The 17723-nt window shown below is 71.2% G+C and carries 12 protein-coding genes and 2 pseudogenes; 12 read left to right on the top strand and 2 right to left on the bottom strand.

Annotation, left to right across the window (positions count from 1 at the left end; translation table 11 throughout):
- The 4 genes and pseudogenes from ACWD0Y_RS28135 to ACWD0Y_RS28120 all read left to right on the top strand — a co-directional run.
- The coding region (locus tag ACWD0Y_RS28135) for a hypothetical protein (RefSeq protein ID WP_450263122.1) at positions 1-190 on the top strand (190 nt) is incomplete at its 5' end.
- A gap of 204 nt (positions 191-394) precedes the next feature.
- A complete protein-coding gene (locus ACWD0Y_RS28130; protein ID WP_450263121.1) occupies positions 395-1510 on the top strand; it encodes an AI-2E family transporter in 1116 nt (371 codons plus the stop codon).
- A gap of 703 nt (positions 1511-2213) precedes the next feature.
- Positions 2214-2900: a DUF2637 domain-containing protein gene (locus ACWD0Y_RS28125; protein ID WP_450263123.1), complete on the top strand. Its 687-nt coding sequence runs from the start codon at positions 2214-2216 to the stop codon at positions 2898-2900.
- Positions 2901-3684: 784 nt separating this feature from the next.
- Positions 3685-4324 (top strand): annotated as a pseudogene (locus ACWD0Y_RS28120) (YncE family protein); the annotation flags it as partial.
- A gap of 75 nt (positions 4325-4399) precedes the next feature.
- On the opposite strand, the gene ACWD0Y_RS28115 reads toward ACWD0Y_RS28120, so the two are convergent.
- A complete protein-coding gene (locus ACWD0Y_RS28115; RefSeq protein ID WP_450263120.1) occupies positions 4400-4855 on the bottom strand; it encodes a MarR family winged helix-turn-helix transcriptional regulator in 456 nt (151 codons plus the stop codon).
- A gap of 174 nt (positions 4856-5029) precedes the next feature.
- Between ACWD0Y_RS28115 and ACWD0Y_RS28110 the strand changes: the two genes are divergently transcribed.
- The 4 genes from ACWD0Y_RS28110 (at position 5030) to ACWD0Y_RS28095 (ending at position 11141) form a co-directional block, all read left to right on the top strand.
- Positions 5030-6487, top strand: a complete 1458-nt coding sequence (locus tag ACWD0Y_RS28110; RefSeq protein WP_450263119.1) for an MFS transporter — start codon at positions 5030-5032, stop codon at positions 6485-6487.
- Positions 6488-6716: 229 nt separating this feature from the next.
- Complete coding sequence (locus tag ACWD0Y_RS28105; protein ID WP_450263118.1) at positions 6717-8558, top strand: flavin-containing monooxygenase; 1842 nt, start codon at positions 6717-6719, stop codon at positions 8556-8558.
- Positions 8559-8573: 15 nt separating this feature from the next.
- On the top strand, positions 8574-10262 hold the full coding sequence (locus ACWD0Y_RS28100) for a hypothetical protein (RefSeq protein ID WP_450263117.1): 1689 nt from the start codon (positions 8574-8576) through the stop codon (positions 10260-10262).
- 111 nt (positions 10263-10373) lie between these two features.
- A complete protein-coding gene (locus ACWD0Y_RS28095) occupies positions 10374-11141 on the top strand; it encodes an SDR family NAD(P)-dependent oxidoreductase (RefSeq protein ID WP_450263116.1) in 768 nt (255 codons plus the stop codon).
- 900 nt (positions 11142-12041) lie between these two features.
- Here the strand turns inward: ACWD0Y_RS28095 and ACWD0Y_RS28090 are convergent.
- Positions 12042-12854, bottom strand: a complete 813-nt coding sequence (locus ACWD0Y_RS28090; protein ID WP_450263115.1) for a nucleotidyltransferase domain-containing protein — start codon at positions 12852-12854, stop codon at positions 12042-12044.
- 242 nt (positions 12855-13096) lie between these two features.
- Here ACWD0Y_RS28090 and ACWD0Y_RS28085 point away from each other — a divergent pair, with 242 nt between their 5' ends.
- From ACWD0Y_RS28085 to ACWD0Y_RS28070, 4 genes and pseudogenes are all read left to right on the top strand, one after another.
- Positions 13097-14314 (top strand): RNA ligase, encoded by a 1218-nt coding sequence (locus ACWD0Y_RS28085; RefSeq protein WP_450263114.1) that lies wholly within the window; start codon positions 13097-13099, stop codon positions 14312-14314.
- Between the two features lie 3 nt (positions 14315-14317).
- Positions 14318-15232, top strand: coding sequence for a phosphatase domain-containing protein (locus ACWD0Y_RS28080; protein ID WP_450263113.1), 915 nt, complete (start codon positions 14318-14320; stop codon positions 15230-15232).
- 64 nt (positions 15233-15296) lie between these two features.
- A pseudogene (locus ACWD0Y_RS28075) lies at positions 15297-15560 on the top strand (mycothiol transferase); the annotation flags it as partial.
- A 1149-nt stretch (positions 15561-16709) separates the two neighbouring features.
- Positions 16710-17627, top strand: a complete 918-nt coding sequence (locus ACWD0Y_RS28070) for a S1 family peptidase (RefSeq protein ID WP_450263112.1) — start codon at positions 16710-16712, stop codon at positions 17625-17627.
- Positions 17628-17723 lie beyond the last annotated feature (96 nt).

Genomic DNA, 17723 nt, shown 5'->3' with positions numbered 1-17723 from the left:
AAAAAACCAATTTTTAAATTATACGGCGAACACCTATATCTACACTATACTTAACACACTCTTTCCCTACTCGTCGCTCTTCCGATCTGTGCCGGCCAACGCGACCACCACCGGCCGCCGTTCGCGCCCCGGCGGTACGCCGTGCGCCGGCGCCTCCGTCGCCGGTCCGCTCCGCTCCGGCACAGCGTGATGCCGCCGGTCCGCTGCGCCGAGCACGGCTCCTGCCGGGCTCTGCCGACGAGGTACGGCTTCGTCGCCCGGTGCTGCCACTGCCGCCGTCGCGTCATGGGCCGGCGACTCCTGTGGTCCGGGAGCCCGCCGACGGGATCCGCAGGGCTGCTCCTGACCAGCACCGGTACCGAAGTGCGACCGGAGTATCAATAGGGTGAACCCCATGTCTGCCACGTTGAGTTCCCAAAAAACCGCCGCCGCGCTCCGAACATCGGCACGTGTCTCTGTCGAGTTGCTGCTGGTCCTCGTGATGACTGCGGTGGCTCTGTGGGTCATGGGCCGGATGTGGTCGGTCGTCTGGCCGCTCATAGTGGGGCTGCTCCTCACCACGCTGACCTGGCCCCTGACTCGTTTCCTGCGCCGGCACGGATGGCGCCCCGCCCTGGCCGCGTCGGCTGTGACCGTACTGTTCCTCCTGGTCGCCACGGGCATCGTGGCGCTGATCGCGGTGCCGGTGGCGTCCCAGTCCGGCGAGTTGGCCGACGGCGTGGTCGACGGCATCCAGAAGCTCCGCGAGTGGGCCGCCGGGCCGCCGCTGAACATCGGCGACGACCAGATCACACGTGCCTTCGACACCGCGATCGCCCGCATCCAGGACAGCGTCGGCAGCATGGTCACCACGGTCGTCACGGGAGTGAGCACCGTGTTCAACGGTGTGGTCACCGCCGTCCTGGCGCTCTTCCTGATGTTCTTCTTCCTCAAGGACGGCCCGCGGTTCCTGCCGTGGCTCACCCGTCAGCTCCCCGGCCGACTCGCCACCGACGTCCCGGTCGTGGCCGCGCGCGGCTGGGAGACCCTGAGCGCGTTCGTGCGTTCCCAGGCATTCGTCGGCCTGCTCGACGCGGTCCTCATCGGTCTCGGCCTGTGGATTCTGGGGGTACCGCTGGTGCTTCCGCTGGCGGTGCTGACTTTCGTGTCCGCGTTCGTGCCGATCGTGGGTGCCCTGTTCGCCGGCCTGGTCGCGGTGCTCATCGCGTTGGTGTCGAACGGTCTGACCGACGCACTGATCGTGCTGGCGATCATCGTCGTGGTGCAGCAGCTCGAGGGCAACGTCTTCCAGCCCATGATCCAAAGTCGCGGACTCGGCCTGCATGCGGCGGTGATCCTGCTCGCGGTGACGCTGGGCGCCAGCCTGGCCGGCGTCGTGGGCAGCCTGCTCGCCGTACCGGTGGCCGCGTTGGTCGCGGTGGTCTGGAACTATCTGCGCGAGCAGCTCAGTGAGCCTCCGCAGGAGCCGGAGAGCGGCGAGTCGCACACCGGTGCGGCCGTCCCGTCGTAGCATCCCGCCCGACCACGGCGCGGCCGAGCGGGATGCCGTAACCGTCGTTCCACCCTGCGCATTTCAGGCCGTGCTCGCCCCGGCCTCGACCGGCAAAGGCCCGGCGCGGGCACCGGGGAGCCGGTCCAGGAGCCGGCCACGGCGGGCTGGGCCGGCACCTCGTCGACACGCTCGCGGAGCAGACCGTCACCGGCACCGGCACCGGCGGCAAGACCGTCCACGTCCTCCTTCCCTGGTCACCAGGGAAGGAGGACGTTCCCCGCAGGCGGACACCGTTGTACGCGATCCGCGTGCGCCCCGGTTCGAAGCGCGGCCCGTATAGCTCAGCGCTTGCAGAACCGATAAACCATTAGGCCGAATTACTCCATATGCGACAAGGCAGCCACCCGTTTGCCGCGCATCCTGCCTAATACATGTTCCGTTGGACGGATCATGACGAATGCAATTCCTCTGATTTCCCCGGGGCGCCTCCCGGCCGGCGCGAAGAGTCCCACACGCGCTGTTCGGCCAGGAGCCTCGGTTTTCACCCCGATCGCCGGTCAGCCCACCCGGCGGCCGCTTCATGGCTGAGTCACGCGGCCGTCACAGCCGCCCGGAGCCGCCCTCCCCCCCGGGCTCCCCCGGCAACTGGTCCCACCCGACCGACGGCCTTCCGCCGGCGAGATCCTGGACCCACCCTCCGACCCTGGCCGACCAGTTGGACGTGCACTGGGACCCGGCGGAGGAACTCGCCCACCTTCTGCACGAGGCCATCGAAACCGAAAGGAAGGCCGGCCCCCCGCCCGCGGACGAGAACGACCTGCCGGCCGACGAAGGCGCCGGCACCCCTCTCGCCGGCCTGACCGAGATCACCGCCGAACTTCCGCCCCTGCGCCCCTCGCCCTCACGCCGTCGCGCCCCCTCACGGAAGAAGCGCACGACCGGAGCGCTGCGGACCGCCAGCTTCTTCCTTGCCGCGCTCACCGCCGCCGTGGCGTCCATGGTGTGTGTTTTCAGCGGCATGGCCGCCTATGACCCCCTGCACCACCTCGCCGCATACCGCACCTCCGGCGTCACGGCCGGGTGGTGGCCCCTGCTGGTGTACGGACCGTGGATGGTCGCCTCCCTTTCGATCCTGCGCGCCGCCCTCCACCAGCGCCGCGCCGCCCACTCCTGGATCGTGGTGCTGCTGTTCTCCACCGTGTCCATGCTTCTGTGCGTAGCCCAGGCACCCCGCACCCTGGTCGACGCGGCGACCGCGGCACTCCCCTCGCTCGCCGCCCTGGCCTGCTTCCAGCAGCTCGTCCGGCAGATCACCCTCACCCGCCCGCCCCGCCAGACCACACCGCGCCACCGCACCCGGCCGGCCCCGCCCCGCCGCTCCACCCCTTCCACCCGGACCACGTCCTGACCGGCTGTCCGCGGGCCCACATCACCTCCGGCGTTCCCTCGCACCCGCCGAGCGCTGCGGGGTGATGAGAAGCCCCCGTTCCGAAGGGGCGAGTCGTCACACGACGGTGTCCCGCATGGTTGCTGAACTTGAACTCGTGTTGTCGGCCGGGCCGGCCGGCCCGGCTTGTGGGTGTGCGCCCGTCGTCGGTGACGAAGGCAGCGGCACGGCTCCCGGTGGCCGCGCCGTAAGTACCCGAGTCCTACGGTCCGGACTCCACTCGTAGACCGTGGAGCACTCTGGACGACCTCGCACGGCCGGGCCTGCCGAAGCCGGCCCGGCCGGACTCGGTGGTCCTGTCGACTGGTCCGCCCGCTCCAGGCCTTGGCGCCGGAAGTACAGGAGCAGCCCGGCGAGTGCGAAGAGGGCAGAGAAGGACAGGAGGAGCCACCCCGTGCGCGATACGAGTGCACAGTGCCGGCTTCGGCAAGGCGCGGCCACGGGCTGGTCTTTCTCAGCGGTGTCCCGGTGCGGAAGCCCCGGTGGTCATGTGACCACCCGTCTGCCGGTCGACGCCGCGCGCCGCTGGAGCACGGCGTGGCGCGGCTCAGCCGGGCACGTCCGTGTGGCGCGTGCCGGCGGCCGGCAGCAGCCGCAGTACCTCCTCGGACGGTGAGCCCGGGACGGCGGCGCACATCACCACCCGTTGGTTCCGGTGGGCGGTGACGAGGAAGGCGGGGTCCCTTTCCGCACGAGGTCCGCGAGTGGCTCGACCGCGCTCGGCCATGCCCGCAACAGCTGTTCGACGTACGGCGAGTACCGCGGCGGCGGCATGGGCATCGCCCTCGCGCCGGACGGACGCCACATGTACGTCGGCGTCAACGTTCCCGGCGGCAACGGCACGCTGGAGGCGATCGACACCCGCACCCCGAAGGTCACCGGCACTGCCGGCACCGGACGGCGCCGCATCGAGACCGCTCTACGGCACCGAGGGCGGACTCGGCTCGTGGCTCAAGCCGCACTACACGGCCGTACGCCCCTCCGACGGCCGCCTGCTGCTGCCGTTCGAGGGCGAGAAGCTGGTCCTCGTGGATCCGGACACCGGCAGGTCGTCCATCGAGCGGATGACCGCGAACACCCACCAGCACGGCGTCGCGATCACCGCCGACGGCCCGCTGCTCGTCGTCGGCACGGGCCCGGTCGACCCGGCCGTCGACGAGGGGCCCTCGCTCACCGTCCGCAACCCGGGCGGCAAGGAGAAGGTGGTCCCGCTCGACGGGCCGCACGAGGACGTCACCGTCTCGGAGGACGGCCGCACGGCCCACGTCACCGGAGGCTTCACGCGCGACGGCTACCGGAACGGCGTCACGGTCGTCGACCCGGACACCGGCAAGAGGCACCGGCTCCCGGCGGGCCGGCGCCCGCTGGGCATCGCGGTCCTCTGACCCGGGCCCGCCGCTGAACGGCCAGGGCCGGCAGCTCCTGCCGGCCCTGGCGTGCCGGCGATGCGCCGCGCGGGCTCACGGGCGAGGCCAGGGGCGTCCGCCGATGCGCTCGATGTCGGTGTTGAAGCGCCTCAGGTAGGAGGCGAAGGCCGCGATGTCCTCGTCCGGCCAGCCCACCATGATCTGGTCCAGGATCTCGACGATGCCCTCGCGCTCCTCGTCGAGCATGTGCGCGCCCTTGGCGGTGAGGCGGAACTTGCGCGCCATGCCGCCGTCGGGGTCGGGAATGCGTTCCACCAGTCCGGCGCGCATCGCCGCGGCGGTCTGCCGGTTGAGGGTGGAGGCGTCGAGTCCGAAGGCGTCGCTCAGCTCACCGATCGACATGGGCCCCTGCATGCGGATGCGGCTGAGGAGGATGTAGGCGCTGCGCTCCAGCACGCCGTCCTTGCGGCGTCCGCCCCTCTGGTTCAAGAACGTGTGGCGGCTGAGCAGCATCTGCTCGTACTCGACCTCGTGCGTCGGTCTGGCCATGCGTCCCGCCGCCTCCCGCTTCCTGACGTGCCGTGCCGTCGGCGCCTCGCGCCTCCAGGCGGTTCCTTGCCCCACCATCCTCTCACGTACGTGCATCACCCACAGAGTATGCTCGATACATGTGATGTGTACGATGCACATCCCTGCTGTGAACACACTCAAGGAGCTCCAGGCATGGACGTCCCCCGGTCCGCATCCCGCCCCAGTGGCGTGGTGGCCACGCTGGCGTTCGCCGGCATCACGGCAGCGGTCATGCAGACGCTGGTCACTCCGCTCATAGCGGAACTGCCGGGGATCCTCGGCACCACACCCTCGAACGCCACCTGGGTGATCACCGCCACCCTGCTCGTGTCGGCCGTCTGCGTACCGGTCTCCGGACGCCTGGGCGACCTGATCGGCAAGCGCCGGATGCTCCTCGTGTGTGCCGTGCCGCTGATCGCGGGCTCGGTGGTGTGCGCGCTCTCGTCCTCCGTCGTCCCCATGATCGTCGGGCGCGGTCTGCAGGGAATGGGCATGGGCATGGTGCCGCTGGGCATCGCCCTGCTGCGTGACGTGGTCCCGGCGGAGAAGCTCAGCTCCTCCATCGCGCTGGTCAGCGCCTCCATGGGCATCGGTGGCGGCCTCGGCCTGCCGATCGCCGCGGCGGTCGCCCAGTACACGAACTGGCGGGTGCTGTTCTGGGGCTCCGCCGTCCTGGCCGCGGCGGTCGCGGTACTGATCTGGTTCCTGATCCCGGACGTCCCGGCCGGCGCCAAGGGCCAGCGCTTCGACACACTCGGTGCGCTCGGCCTCGGCACCGGCCTGGTCTGTCTGCTGCTCGCGGTCTCCAAGGGTGCCGACTGGGGCTGGGGATCGGGCGCCACGCTGGGCCTGTTCGCCGCCACCGCCGTGGTGCTGCCGGCCTGGGGCCTGTGGGAGCTGCGCACCAAGGAGCCGCTGGTCGACCTGCGTACCACGGCCCGTCCCCGGGTGCTGCTGACCAACATCGCCTCGGTCTTCGTCGGCTTCGGCATGTACGCGAGCATGCTGGTCATGCCGCAGCTGCTGCAGTTCCCCGAGGCCACCGGCCACGGCCTGGGCCAGTCGATGCTCGCGGCGGGCCTGTGGATGGCGCCCGGCGGCATCATGATGATGTTCGTCTCCCCGCTCGGCGGGAAGCTCACCGACGCCCGGGGCCCGAAGTTCACGCTGGTCTGCGGTGTCCTCGTCATCGCCGCCGGCTACGGCCTGTCGCTGGCGCTGATGGGTTCGGCCTGGGGGCTGATGCTGGTCGGCATGGTGATCAACAGTGGTGTGGGCCTCGCCTACGGCTCGATGCCCGCCCTGATCATGGGTTCGGTGCCGCTCTCCGAGACCGCCGCGGCCAACGGCTTCAACACGCTCATGCGCTCGCTCGGCACCTCGGTCGGCGCCGCTGTGATCGGCGTGGTCCTCGCCCAGATGACCACCACGGTGGGCGGCCACAGCTTCACCTCCGAGGAGGGCTTCCGCACCGGCCTGATGATCGGCTGCGGTGTCGCCCTGGTCGCCGCGGCGATCGCGGCCGTCATCCCGGCCGCGCGCCGCGCCGCGGCCGATGCCGGGGAAGCCGGCTCGGCCACCGGGGCCGGACGGCCCGCGGTCAGGGCCTGACGGACCGCAGCACGTCAAAGGGGCCGGGCGGCGAGCCCGGACCCGAGACGGCACCATCGCACGTCTGCGCCGAGGAACGCCCCCGCGCCGCTCGTCACGGCCGGCCCGGGCCGGCACCTTTCCTCGGCTCACGCCCCCGGAACCATCCCGGGGATTCGTGTGCCGCCGCCCGGGCGTCGCGCGCCCGCGCAGCGGCACGGCCACAGAACAGAGAGGAAGAAGGACCCCCATGTCCTGTCCCGACGGTTCGCCCGTTCCCACTCCCGCCGATCCTCAGGAACTCGGATTCGACCCCGCCGCCCTCCGGGCCCGTTACCGGGCCGAGCGGGATCGCAGGATCCGGCCGGAGGGCGGCAGGCAGTACCAGCGCGTCACCGGCAGGTTCGGGTACTACGACGAGGACCCGTACGCCGGGGCCGCGCCCCTCCGCGAGCCGCTCCACGACCGGGTCGAAGTGGCGGTCGTCGGGGGCGGGTTCGGCGGTCTGCTCGCGGGCGCCCGCCTGCGGCAGGCGGGCGTGGAATCGATCCGGGTGATCGAGAAGGGCGGAGACTTCGGAGGCACGTGGTACTGGAACCGGTACCCCGGCATCCACTGCGACATCGAGTCGTACATCTACATGCCGCTGCTGGAAGAGGTCGGCTACGTCCCGCGGTGGAAGTACGCGCCGGGCGAGGAGATCCGCCGGCACGCGCAGGCGATCGGACGGACCTTCGGCCTCTACCGCGACGCGGTCTTCCGGACGCAGGTGACCGGACTGCGCTGGGACGAGGACGCGTGCGAGTGGCACGTGAGCACCGACCGGGGCGATCGGATACGGGCGCGGTACGTGGTGACGGCCAGCGGCACGCTGAGCGAGGCGAAGCTCCCGGGCATACCGGGGATCGAGACCTTCGCGGGGCACACGTTCCACACCAGCCGCTGGGACTACGCCTACACCGGCGGCGACGCGGGCGGCAATCTGCACAGGCTCGCCGACAAGCGCGTCGCCCTGATCGGCACGGGCGCGACGGCCATCCAGTGCGTCCCCCACCTCGGGGCGGACGCCGAAGAGCTGTACGTGTTCCAGCGCACTCCTTCCTCGGTCGACGTGCGCGGCAACCGCCCCACGGATCCCGGCTGGGCCGCCTCCCTCTCCCCCGGCTGGCAGCAGCGGCGCAGGGACAACTTCCTCACGCTCGTCACCGGCGGCCAGGTGGACGAGGACCTGATCGACGACGGCTGGACCAGCACGGCCCGCCTGCAGCAGAAGCTCATCCCGAGCGACGGCTACCGGGCCCTGCCGCCGGAAGAGCAGGAACGCGCGTACGAGATCGCCGACTTCCAGAAGATGAACGAGATCCGCGCACGGGTCGACGCCGTCGTCACGGATCCGGAGACGGCCGAGATGCTCAAGCCGTGGTACCGCTACATGTGCAAGCGGCCCACGTTCAGCGACGGCTACCTGGAGACCTTCAACCGGCCCCATGTCACCCTGGTCGACACGGCCGACAGCCACGGCGTGGAGAGCATCACCGAGAACGCCGTCGTGGCCGGCGGCACCGCGTACGAAGTCGACTGCATCATCTTCGGGACCGGATTCGAGGTCGGTGTCTCGGGGATCACCTCCGGACGTCTGCCGGTGCACGGCGCAGGGGGCGTCACTCTGGCCGAGGCGTGGAAGGACGGCCCCCGGACGCTCCACGGCTTCTACAGCCACGGCTTCCCCAACCTCTTCCAGCTCGGGCCGTTGCAGAACGCCAGTTCCGTCAACTTCGTCCACGTCCTCGACGAACAGGCGACCCACGTCGCCGAGGTCGTCGCCGAAGCGCGCAGGCGCCGGGCCCGCCGGGTGGAACCGTCCGCCGAGGCCGAGGCCGCGTGGGTCGCGACGATCCGTGAGAAGGCCGCCGACCTGTACGCGTTCCAGGCGGAGTGCACCCCCGGCTACTACAACAACGAAGGCATGCCCAGGAAGCGCAGCGAGTCGTACGGGGACGGGCCGGTCGCCTTCCACGCCCTGCTCCGGGACTGGCGCGCGAACGGCGGCATGAGCGAGGTCCTCGTCGACGCCGAACCGGACAGGGCCTGAGGGAAGGGGGAGACGGTGGCACAGCACCTCAGCCGATACGGCCCGGACACACCCGGGCCCGTCTCACGCGCCCGCTGGAAGGTGAGGAGGCTCAACGCGCCCAATCCGCTGTGGGGTTCGAACGGTGTCGCGTTCGGGCCCGACGGAAGGCTGTACGCCGCGCAGTTCCTGGCCGGCCGGATCAGCGCCGTGGACACCGCCACCGGGGACGTCGAGACAGTGGTGCCGTCGGACGGCCCGGTCCAGTCGCCGGACGACCTCGCCTTCGCGCCGGACGGCTCGATGTACATCACCGACCTGGTGCCGGGGCGGGTGTGGCGCCGCAGCCCGCAGGGCGCGTACACCCTCGTCTGCGACCAGGTCGAAGTCCCCAACGGCATCACCTGCGTCGGCGACCGGCTCTTCGTCAACGAGATGAGGATGAACGGCCGGCTGCTGGAGCTGTTCCCCGACAGCGGCGATTCCCCCCGGGTGCTCACCGAGGGGCTGGCCCTCGGCAACGCGATGCAGCTCGGCCCCGACGGCCACCTGTACTACCCGCACATGGTGACCGACCAGGTCTGGCGCATACCCCCCGACGGAGGAGAGCCCGAACTGGTCGCCGAGGACGTGCACGAACCGGTCGCGGTCCGCTTCGACCGGGCCGGCGTCATGCTGGTGCTGTCCCGGGGCCGGGCAGGCATCGTGACCCGTATCGACCTGCACGGGACGGGCTCCCGGTCCGTCGTCACCAGTGGCCTCGCGGGCCTCGACAACGCGGCGTTCGACGCGGAGAACAGGATGTTCGTCTCCAGCTTCGCCAGCGGCGGCATCACCGAACTGCGCCCCGACGGCCGGACACGGGAGATCGTGCCGTGCGGACTCGACGGCCCCTTCGGAGTGACCGTCGACCTGGCGGGCACGGTGTACGCCGCCGACCACTACCGCGTGGCCGGTCCGAAGGGCGGTGCGGCGGGCGGACCGGACGGTGTGACCACGCACGTCCTGCGGCCGTTCGCCCACGGCATCAGCGCCGGGGGCGGGCTCCTGCACCTCACCTCGCAGTACGGCGAGGTCAGTACGTACGACCCCGAGCGCGGAACCACGCGCGTCCGGGCGAGCGGTCTGCAACAGCCCATGGGCGTCTGCGCGCGGCCGGAGGGCGGACTGGCCGTCGCCGAGGCGGGCGCCGGCCGGGTGCTGGCCCTGGACGAGAACGACACCCTCACCGTGCTCGCCGAAGGACTCGGCCGCCCCGTGGACGTGGCCTTCGACGCCGACGGGCGCTGCTATGTGAGTGACGAGCGGCTCGGGGCGGTACTCAGGATCGACGACGGAGACACCGTCACCGTCGCGGACGGACTCGACGCCCCGCAAGGGCTGACGGTGCTGGGTGACGAGGTGTTCACCGTGGAGACCGGCTCGCGGAGGCTGCGGGCCGTTTCGCTCACCACGGGGGAACACCGGATCGATGCCGAGGAACTGCCGGTCGGCCTGCCCCCGGGCACCGGCCCCCGCACCCAGCCCGCGCTGTTCACCCACGGCATGCCCGGCGTGCCGCGTCCGTTCGCCGGTCTCACCGCGGCTCCCGACGGCTCCCTGCTCCTCTCGGCCAACGGGGAGGGGACCGTACTGCGCCTGTCGCCCCGGTCCCCGGGAGCCGGGGCGCACGGTGCGGGACAGCGCCCCGACGGCCGGCCGCAGGAACCCGGCGGCGGCGGGTGAAACCCCTCTGACCGACTCGCACTCCACCATGCCGGAGCGTGCGCGGGAGCCGCACATGCCGCTGCCCGCGGCCACGCCACCGGTGATCGTGCTCCATTGAAAGGAAAACCCATGACGAACAACGGTCTGGCAGGACGCAGTGTCGTTGTCACCGGGGCCGCGTCCGGCATAGGCCGGGCCGCGGCCCTGAGGTTCGCGGAGGAGCGCGCCCGGGTCCTGGTCGCGGACCTGAACCGGAGCGGCGCCGAAGAGGTCGTCCACGAGATCGAGGAAGCCGGGGGCACCGCCCTCGCCGTCGCCGGTGACCTGAGTGACCAGCAGGTGGTGGACACGGTCGTCGAGCGGGCCGTCACGGCCTTCGGCGGGCTGGACGTGCTGGTGAACAACGCCGGGATCATGGACCGCATGTCCGCCCTGGGCGAGACCGACGACGCGGAGTGGGAGCGCGTCGTACGGATCAACCTGACCGCGCCTTTCCTGCTGACCCGTGCCGCCCTGCCGCACATGCTCGCCGCCGGGCACGGTTCGATCGTCTTCACGGCCTCCGAGGCCGGCCTGCGCGGCGGTGCGGCCGGCGCCGCCTACACCGCTTCCAAGCACGGTGTGGTCGGCCTCGTCAAGAACCTCGCCGTCATGTACCGGAAGCAGGGCATCCGGGCCAACGCCATCGCCCCCGGCCCCACCAGGACCAACATCCACGTCGACGCGGCTCCCGAGGCGCACGGCCCCTCCCTGGTAAGTCAGTTGATCGGCGCGAACATCGGCCGGCTGGGGAGCGCGGAGGAACAGGCCGCCGCCATCCTCTTCCTGGCCTCCGACGCCGCCGCGTTCGTCAACGGCGCCGTCCTCCCGGTCGACGACGGCTGGGCCGCCGTCTGACGAGGGCCTCCTGCCTCAAGCCCTGTGGGGCGCCGGCCGGTCGTGCGGCTGTGCGGCGTCCGCAGCGGGGCAGCCGCGCCGGCGATCTCCGTATCGTTCACGCGCGCGCTTTCCGCTCCATCGGCGCGACAGAATCCCGCCTTCCGGACCAGGAGGAAATCTGTTGTGACGGTAGTAGACATTGCCGCTTGATGGGGTAGGGTTTTGTTCGTAGCCAAGGAAGCAAGTGAGGCGCGGCAGAGACGAACTGCCGCGCGTGCAGGTTCGAGCGAGTTGTGGCACGGCGGTGGAGCGACAGGGCCGGACGCATACAGGGGTCCTGTCGCTGGCCGCCGGGCCGGTGGCTCCAGGAGTCACGAGCAGTTCCGCAGTTCCGGCAGTACGACGGATTGACCGCAGGAAACAAGGAGGCAGACGCCATCAGGATCGCCCGGGCGAGGAAGAGGCCGTCCGGGTACCGAAGGACCTGGAAGGGAAGGTGGTCCCCGGTCACGCATCCGCGATCCCCCGCACTCCGTCCATCCCCCCGGCGGAGATGCGGAAGCAAGAGCCCGGCACAGCAGTAGCCGGCAGATGGTGTTGATCCCCCGGGACCCTGGTGCCGTGCGGCACCAGGGTCCCTTCACACGTTCGGGCGAGAGGGCGCGCGCGCCGGAAGGACGGCCCCGGCCCGTGCCAGCACCTCAGCGGTGACGGCCACTCCGCCTGTACGTCACCGTCCCGTACGCTGCCACACCGACGGGCTCTTGGTGGGGCTCACCCGCCTCCATCGCAGCGGGACCGCCTGAGGACGGGTCCGCACATCCCGCCTGCGGCGGCGACCAGAACGAGGGGGCCTTCGGTGTGCCGGACGCGGCGAGCGGGTGCGCGGGAGCTCGGGGCGCAAGGGGGATGTCGCTGCTATTCGGCGGGGCTTCTCAGTGAGGCGAGGGTCTCTTCGACCAGCACGCGCGCCCGGGCCACCGTCGCCGTCAGCAGCTCGGCAGTATCGCCCGGCGCCCCCAGCAGGCCGCGGACGCGCGGGCCGAAGCCGGCCGGCGCCCCCGGCAGCCTCTCAGCCACAGCCAGTGCGCCCTTCTCGTTGAGGCACCAGCGCCGGTCATGGGCGAACAACGCCTGTACCAGCACGCCGACGGCCCGGGACAGGCACAGCGAGACGTGCAGCGTGTCTGCCCGCGCCGCGCCTTTCGCCGCGGCACCGACCAGGAACTCCGCCTCCCAGGCTCCCGCCGTCAACGCCTCCCGCAGCGGCTCCGGGTACGTCGCGGTCTGCCGCCGAAGGCCCGTCAGCTCTCCGGTCGGGTCGGCCAGTACCTGCCCGAGTGCCACCTCGCCCGCATAGCAGGGCGACCAGAATCCCAGCGGATGCCCCGCCTGCACACCCACCTCGTACCGGCCCTCGCGGCAGTCCGCCCACACCTGCTCGACCCGGTCCAGGTCCCGCAGGATCCAGTCCACCGGGACACCGTCGACCCGCAGCCACGCACCACCGTTCACCCAGGGCCCCCAGCCGCCCGGGCCGGCCACGTCCACGTCCGGGCCGGCCAGCGCGCGCAACGCGGCGAGATCGAGGCCGCCCCGGTAGTAGACGCCGAGATCCCAGTCCGATTCCGGCCGGTGCTCTCCGCGAGCCCGGCTGCCGCCGAGCAGTACGCCGACCACGCCCGGCACCCGCGCCAGGCGGCCGGCCATGTCCTCGATGATCATCCGCATGCCGGAAGTCTGGCAGTTGCCGATTCCCCCGGACCAGCCGTTTCCGCCTCGAGTCCGGGAGCGGTCATCACCGGGCCGGCCGCTCCTGTCGAAGGCGGGGCAGGCGTCGGCGACGAACAGCATCTCGAACAGCACGTCGTAGTCGGCTGTGACCTGCGCCGCCCGGTGCCGGCCCGCACTTATTCGCTGTCGGCCGGAGCCTCCCGAAGAGAGAATGAAGCCTCAGAAACCAGGAGGAACCCATGAGCCAGGACTACCTGACTCTTCAAGAGCTGCTGCCGCCGCAGGAGTTGACCGCCGCGCTCGACGCCGGGCATGTCACTCGCAAACCGCACCCCGAGCTTCCGCTGTCGATCTACACGTACACGCGGACGTGCCAGTACGAGCGGATCTGGAACAGGGTGACCACGCGCTGCCGCGGACTCGTCGCCGACGACTCCACCGGCGAGATCGTCGCGCTTCCCCTGCCGAAGTTCTTCAACGTCGGTGAGCACGAAGCCGGTCAGCCCTACGCGCCCGCCCTGCCGGACGAGCCGTTCGAGGTGTACGACAAGGTCGACGGCAGCCTCGCGGTCGTCTTCCACTACGCGGGCCGGTGGCGGGCCGCGTCCAAGGGGTCCTTCATCAGCGCGCAGGCGCGGTGGGCGCAGCGCCGGCTCGACGGCAGGGACACATCGGCCCTGTCGCCGGGGGTGACGTACCTGGCGGAGATCCTGTATCCGCAGAATCGTATCGTCGTCGACTACGGCGACCGCCGGGACCTGGTGCTCCTCGCCGCGTTCGGCAGGGACGGCGCGGAGATACCCCTGGCCGAGGCCGGGGCCGCCTGGAAGGGCATGGGTTCCGTGGTCACGGTGTGGCCCGCCATGCCGATCGCCGACCTGATCGCGCTGACCACGTCGAACACGATGCCCGGGGGCCGCCCCGCCTCGGGGACGGACGCCGAGGGCTTCGTCCTGCGGTTCGCTTCCGGTGTACGGGCGAAGGCCAAGCTCTCCGAGTACGTACGGCTCCACAAGGTACTGACGGGCGTCACGGAGCGGGACATCTGGCGCAGCCACGGCATCCAGCGGTTCGCCGGGATGTCCGCGAAGCGGCTGGCCCAGGGCCTGGGGTGCTCGCACGCCGAGCTCGGGGGGATCACGGCGGCGGGTGGGCGGCCGCTGGACGCCCTGCTGGAGCAGGTGCCGGACGAGTTCGACGCCTGGGTGCGCGGGGTGATCGCGCGCCTGGAGACCGAGGCGGCGGCGCGTGAGCGCGCCATCGACGAAGCGTTCCGCGAGCTCGCCCATCTGGCCGCCGACCGGGGGGCGTTCGCCCGCGCGGTCCGGGAGCTGCCCGACGCGCAGCTCCGGGCCGCCATGTTCCTGCGGCTCGACGGACGCCCGACGGATCTCGTCGTATGGCGGGCCGTGCGGCCTGAGGCGGCCGACCCGTTCACGACCGATGAGGAGAACTGACCCGTGCCCGTAGTACACGTCATGACCGGGCTGCCGGCGTCGGGCAAGACCACCGCCGCGCGGAGGCTCCAGGCCGAGGCCGGGGGCCGGATGCGCCGGGTCAACCTCGACGACCTGCGGGCCATGCTGGACCTGCCCGCCGCCGAGCGGAGCCGTTCGTGGGCGCACGAGCAGACCGTGCTGGCGATCCAGGACGCCGCGGTGCGCGCGGCCGTCGACGACGGATTCGACGTGGTCGTCGACAACACACACCTGACGCCCCACATCCCCAAGCGTCTGAAAGCGGCGGTCGCCGGTCTGGCCACGTTCGTCGTGCACGACTTCACCGGCGTACCCGTCGAGGAGTGCATACGCCGGGACGGCGAGCGGGAGCGGCCCGTCAGCGAGGACGTCATCCGCATCCTGGCCGACAAGCACGCGCAGGCCACCAGGGGCGGATGGCGGCTCACCGACGCGTGGCTGAACGACCAGCCCCCCGTCGAGCCGTACGTGCCCGACCCGGCGCTGCCGGCGGCGGTGATGTGCGACATCGACGGAACGCTCGCCCTGACGGGCGACCGGGGCCCGTACGACTTCACGCGATGCGAGGTCGACCTGCTCAACGTGTCGGTGCGGCAGGCCCTGCGTTCCTTCCGGCGCGCCGACAACGACGTCATCGTGCTCCTGTCGGGACGCGGGGAGGAGTACCGCACGCAGACGGAGAGCTGGCTCCGGCGGCACGAGGTGCCCTACGACGAGCTGTGGATGCGCGGGGCGGGCGACGGGCGCCGCGACGACGTCGTGAAGGCCGAGCTGTTCGACCGGCACGTGCGCCACCGGTACGCGGTGCGGGTGTCGCTGGACGACCGTGACCGTGTGGTCGCCCTGTGGCGCCGTATGGGGCTGCCCACGTGGCAGGTCAACTACGGCAATTTCTGAGGGGTGTTGAACGCGCCGGCGGGCGCCTTGCCGGATACGGGCAGGGCGCCCGCCGGGATGTCCACGTCAGCAGATCGTCGGGCTGTACCGCGAAGTGTGGGCCCATTCGGACGCGACGATCGGGTCTCTGCTCCTCGACTCGGCCGGCCGGGTGCCCGGGGAGAAGCGGCTTGAGCTGACCCTCCACCGGACACTCGTCCACATGATCGCCGAGACTCAGCGGCACGCCGGGCACGCGGACATCGTCCGGGAACTCGTCGACGGGACCGCGGGGCTGCGGAACGGGAACGACAACATGGCGCCCGTTGACACACCGGTCGACGGCTGAACACCCCGTGCTGCCCGTGACGCGTCGGCTCAGGAATCCGGACACCATTGAAGACAGCCGGTACCAGCAGGCCCGGGCTCGGCTCCGGCCCTCCGGCACCGGCGAGACGAGCCGCCCGGCAGCAGCGGTCGTCCACCGCACGCGCACACCGCAACGACGCGGACCTGAACCCGGCGCCCTCTCTCCTGCGCACGGCACGGAAACTCCGGACGCGCCGGACGCGCACGGCCCTCTGATCCAGGATCCGGTGCGCGAGGAGCAAGAGGAGCAATCGGTGCGTCCGTCGCCGAGTCGAGGAGGCACGGGACGCCGGACATGGCGCATACGGGACCAACCAGGCTCCTCGGGCGCGGGCGGGCGCGTGGAGAACACCGACGCGACGACGAGGAGCCTCGCCTTGTCACAGATCGCGGCGCCCGCCGGGCATCACCCCTGCGGCGCGGGCCGGGGACTGACCAGAACCGGACAGGCGCCCTCGGCGTACGAACAGTGGTGATCGCCGCATAATGCCGCGCGGCGCGGCATGCCGATCACGGGTGGCGACAGCGGGACGGCTCACGGCTGGAGCACTCCGCGGTCACGCTCCGGGGGCGGCACGGGGTGGAAGCGGCCCAGTGGGGCGGCCGGGCCCAATGGGGTGTGTGTGCAAAAGCCACGACGCCGGCACCGAGTCGGGGGCGTGGCCTGTCAGGGCCTGAGGGGCCGGCAGGACCACGCCCGCTGACGGGTCGTTCACTCCCTGGTGGCCGTGAGCAGCAGAAAGGGAATCCCACGCTCCGGCCACTGGACGACGAGGCCGCCGAACAGGGCCCCGCCGCTACTGACCAGATGATCAGTTGATGACCATTCAGCAAACGATCGTGGTACTTCACTGCCCCACGACGGCACGCCCGCTCCGTCGGACACACCGCCACGGATCCCGTGGGACGCCACCGCCGCGGCGGGCTTCGCCCCGCCGCGGGGAACACACCCCCCGGTGGGCGCGCGTAGAGCGGCCGAAAGGCGCCCTTGTTGACGCCCCGGCCGCACCGCAGGATTCCTACCACGCCGATTGTCAGGCTCATGACCGCTACGGATGGTCATCCTGCATCGGCGTTCTGATGGGCCCGCCCACCCAGCGGGCCCCGGGATCCCCCACCGGAGGATGTAGTGAACTTCAAGCGCCTCTCCCCCCTCGGCGGCGTCACCAGACGTGCACGGCTGATCGCCGTCGCATCGACTCTGCTGACCGTCTCCGCGCTTGCCAGCCCGATCGCCTCGGCCGAAACGGACGACGGCGCACGGGCCACTGCCACCCAGCTCGCCCAGACGGACGACGCCGTACTCGGCGCGAACGTACCGGGCACCGCCTGGTACACGGACAAGGCGTCGGGCAAGGTCGTCGTCACCGCGGACGACACCGTCTCGGCCGCCGAGATAGCGAAGATCAAGAAGGCGGCGGGCGCACAGTCCGACGCCCTGGAGATCAAGCGCACGCCCGGCACGTTCAACAAGCTCATCGCCGGCGGCCAGGCCATCTACAGCGGCAGCGGCCGTTGCTCGCTGGGCTTCAACGTCCGCAGCGGCACCACGTACTACGCCCTCACCGCCGGCCACTGCACCAACGGCACCGGCACCTGGTACACCAACTCCGCCAAGACCGCGGTGCTCGGTTCCACCACCGGTTCCAGCTTCCCGAACAACGACTACGGCATCATCCGCCACTCCAACGCCTCCGCCGCGGACGGCCGGGTGTACCTCTACAACGGCTCGTACCGGGACATCACCGGCGCGGGCAACGCCTCCGTCGGCCAGGCCGTCCAGCGCAGCGGCAGCACCACCGGTCTGCGCGGCGGCACTGTCACCGGCCTCAACGCGACCGTCAACTACGGCGGTGGCGATGTCGTCTACGGGCTCATCCAGACCAACGTCTGCGCCGAGCCCGGCGACAGCGGCGGCGCCATGTTCGCCGGCAGCACCGCGCTCGGCCTGACCTCCGGCGGCAGCGGCAACTGCTCCTCCGGCGGCACGACGTTCTTCCAGCCGGTCACCGAAGCGCTCAGCGCCTACGGAGTGAGCATCTTCTGATCCACGCGACAACAGCCGGCGGGCCCCTTCGGGCGGCCCGCCGGCTTCTGCGTCGCCTGCGCCGTCGAGCGCCACCGAGGCCCTCGAAGGACCTCG

It is taken from the genome of Streptomyces altiplanensis (assembly GCF_053591575.1).
Note: the sequence above shows the minus strand (reverse complement) of the source record. Positions and strands in the feature narration are given on the sequence as shown.